The organism is Streptomyces sp. 13-12-16 (genome assembly GCF_002114215.1).
Classification (GTDB): Bacteria; Actinomycetota; Actinomycetes; order Streptomycetales; family Streptomycetaceae; genus Streptomyces.
The window spans coordinates 1-635 of record NZ_NCTE01000296.1; the positions used below are offsets into that span (position 1 = coordinate 1).

Below are 635 nucleotides of genomic sequence, written 5' to 3' on the forward strand. Positions count from 1 at the left end.
GGTGGCGGCGGTTCCGGTGGCGTGGCCCGGTCCGTCGTCGTGCCCGTCGTGCCCGTTGCGCCCGTTGCGCCCGTCGTGCCCGTCACCGTGTCCGTACGGGGTGTGGGGCGGGGGCGTCTCCGGTACGGCGGCCCGGTCGTCGGCACGTGACGTCGCTGCCGGTGCCGGTGCTGCTGCCACCGGTGCGGTCCGGGGACGCGGTATCGCGGTACGGCCCCGGTCGTCGGAGCCGTCCCCGTGGCCGGCGTCGGTCCGGGCGGACCCGGTACCGGCACCGGCACCGGGGGTCGTCGTGGTCCGTGCCGTGGGCTCGGTGCGTCCCGGCCGGCCGTCGTCGGCCCAGCCGAGGACCGCTCCGCAGGAGTCGCAGAAGGACTGGCCGGGCTCCGCCGGCGTGCCGCACTCGGCGCAGCTGGGGGCGGCCCGGCCGGGTCCGGAGGACTGGCTGGTCATCTGTCGGTGGTCCTTTCGGCGGCGGTCGCGGCGGTGACCTCGACCGTGTAGGGCATGTGGGCGGGGCGGGCGGCCGCGACCAGGGTGTCCAGCCGGTGGGTGTCGGCGGCGGTCGGGTCGGGCAGCGCCAGCGAGACGTGCAGGTGCGGGCGGCGGTCGCCGGGGACCGGGCCGAGCGGGCG

At 78.6% G+C, this 635-nt stretch carries 2 pseudogenes; both read right to left on the minus strand.

The features are described from left to right. Window positions 1-453: pseudogene (locus tag B7767_RS12935) on the minus strand (zinc ribbon domain-containing protein); the annotation flags it as partial. Further along, a pseudogene (locus tag B7767_RS12940) lies at window positions 450-635 on the minus strand (phage tail protein); the annotation flags it as partial. The pseudogenes B7767_RS12935 and B7767_RS12940, both read right to left, overlap by 4 nt.